Annotated in this window: 3 protein-coding genes; 2 read left to right on the top strand and 1 reads right to left on the bottom strand. The window is 38.6% G+C overall.

Annotated features, from left to right (window positions below):
* Together ACZFYI_RS19540 and ACZFYI_RS19535 are read left to right on the top strand one after the other, a co-directional pair.
* Nucleotides 1-738: sensor histidine kinase (locus ACZFYI_RS19540; protein ID WP_462525798.1), on the top strand; the 738-nt coding region annotated here is incomplete at its 5' end.
* A 1-nt stretch (nt 739) separates the two neighbouring features.
* Nucleotides 740-1441 carry a LytR/AlgR family response regulator transcription factor gene (locus ACZFYI_RS19535; RefSeq protein WP_462525797.1) on the top strand — a complete coding sequence of 234 codons (702 nt, stop codon included), beginning with the start codon at nt 740-742 and terminating at the stop codon, nt 1439-1441.
* A 22-nt stretch (nt 1442-1463) separates the two neighbouring features.
* Here ACZFYI_RS19535 and uxuA read toward each other — a convergent pair.
* The coding region (uxuA, locus tag ACZFYI_RS19530) for a mannonate dehydratase (protein WP_462525796.1) at nt 1464-2133 on the bottom strand (670 nt) is incomplete at its 5' end.

Below are 2133 nucleotides of genomic sequence, written 5' to 3'. Positions count from 1 at the left end.
AATTCTTTCAAAGAGTTGTTTAATGCATCTTCATATGAAATAATTTCTGTATTCTTCTTTTCCAATTTTTTCGCAGGCGGAATAATGCTTGCCATCAAAGGATATTTTGATACCCGAAACCTGCACCGCAAAAATGAATTGTTAGAAAAAGAAAGACTTGAAAGTGAACTTCAGTTTCTGAAATCGCAGGTCAATCCCCATTTCCTTTTCAATGCCATAAACAGTGTCTATGTTTTGATAAAGATTAATCCGGAACTGGCTTCAGAGACATTGATCAAACTTTCAAGCTTATTACGGTCACAACTTTATGATTTTTCTGCAGAAAAAATAGAAATCCAACAGGAGTTGGAATACCTCAAAAACTATATTGAATTGGAAAAAATCCGAAAAGGTGAAAGGCTTGATTTATCCTTTGAAGAAGGTGAAGGTCTTGAGGATTTTTCAATTGCACCATTGGTTTTGATCCCGTTTTTGGAAAATTGCTTCAAACATTTATCCACGCATACAGACAGGCCCAATACAGTTAAGGTCAAAATACGGTTGGAAAACAGTATTCTTTTGGCCTATTTTTATAACACCACAGAACCAAAAGAGAAAAATCAGGTAAGAAATACAGGGGGAATTGGACTTGTAAACATCAAAAGGAGGCTTGAATTGCTTTATCCAAAATCTCATTGGATTGAAACCAAGTCAGAAAATGACAGCTACGAAGTCACGCTGAAAATCAAAATAAAGTAATATGAAAATCAGGACAATCATTGTTGAGGACGAACCATTGGCAAGGGAAGGGCTCAAAAGCTATGTCAGGGAAATTGATTCCCTAGAGCTTTGCGCGACTTGCGAAAACGCCCTTGAAGCCAATGAAGTGCTGAAAATTGAAAAACCTGATCTCATGTTTTTGGATATCCAAATGCCCAAAATAACGGGAATAGATTTTTTGAAATCCATCCAATCCCCACCCATGGTAATCCTTACCACTGCCTATCCCAATTATGCCCTGCAGGGTTTTGAATTGGATGTGGTGGATTACCTTGTCAAACCTTATCCTTTTGACAGGTTTTTGAAAGCCGTAAACAAAGCCAAAGATTTATTCCAACTGAAACAGAACCCAAAAGAATCCTCTATTCCTAAAGAAGACATATTTATAAAAGTCGATAATATCCTCAAAAGGGTTTTGTTGAAGGATATCATTTTTATTGAAGGGATGGAAAATTATGTGGCCCTACACACAAGCGAAGGAAGAATGATTACGCTGATGACGATGAAAAGCATGGAGGAAAACCTTCCATCTGACAAATTTTTAAGGGTTCACAAGACTTATATTATTTCCAAAAACCACGTCAAGGGAATTGAAGGAAATGAAATAGACATGGGAAAAACAAGAATTCCCATGTCCAGAAACAGAAGAAATGAAATAATTGATGAGTTGGTGGGGAGGTAATTTCTTATGGTGCCTTTTCCGGTTATTTTATGATTCCTGCATAAATCAATCCTGCTTCTACGCCCCTGATTTCTGCCAAACCCTTTAACCTTCCGATGGCGGTATATCCGGGATTAATAATAGGTTTTTTGATATCATCCAACATCTGATGCCCGTGGTCAGGACGCATCGGAATCGCAATTTTTCTTCTTTGTTGGACTTGTAAGATTTGGTGGATGACTGCCTCCATCGGAACATCTCCGGTCAAATGATCATCCTCATAAAAATTGCCTTCCACATCTCGGCGTGTACTCCTGAGGTGGATAAAATGGATATGGTCTCCAAACTCGGCTACCATAGCAGGCAAATCATTGTCAGCCCGTACCCCATATGAACCTGTACAAAAAGTAAAGCCGTTGTTTGGGCTGTTATTATCCGAAATGAGCCTTTTCATGTCCTTGGCGGTGCTCATTACCCTAGGCAAACCAAATACATCAAAAGGTGGATCATCGGGATGGATAGCCATTTTTACATTATTTTTCTCGGCCGTTGGAAGAATTTCATCCAAAAACAACCTCAGATTATTTTCCAATTCAGCATGTCCGATTCCTTTGTAAGAGTCTAAAGCCGCCTGAAACTGTTCCATGGTATATCCCTCCTCAGATCCCGGCAATCCTTTTAAAACATTGTCATTCACCCTTTTTAAGGTTTCT

The sequence above is a fragment of the Aquiflexum sp. genome (assembly GCF_977115555.1).
Note: the sequence above shows the minus strand (reverse complement) of the source record. Positions and strands in the feature narration are given on the sequence as shown.

Excerpts from the sequence above, each read along its gene's own strand:
- ACZFYI_RS19535 (WP_462525797.1), top strand. The coding sequence starts at position 740 with ATGAAAATCAGGACAATCATTGTTGAGGACGAACCATTGGCAAGGGAA.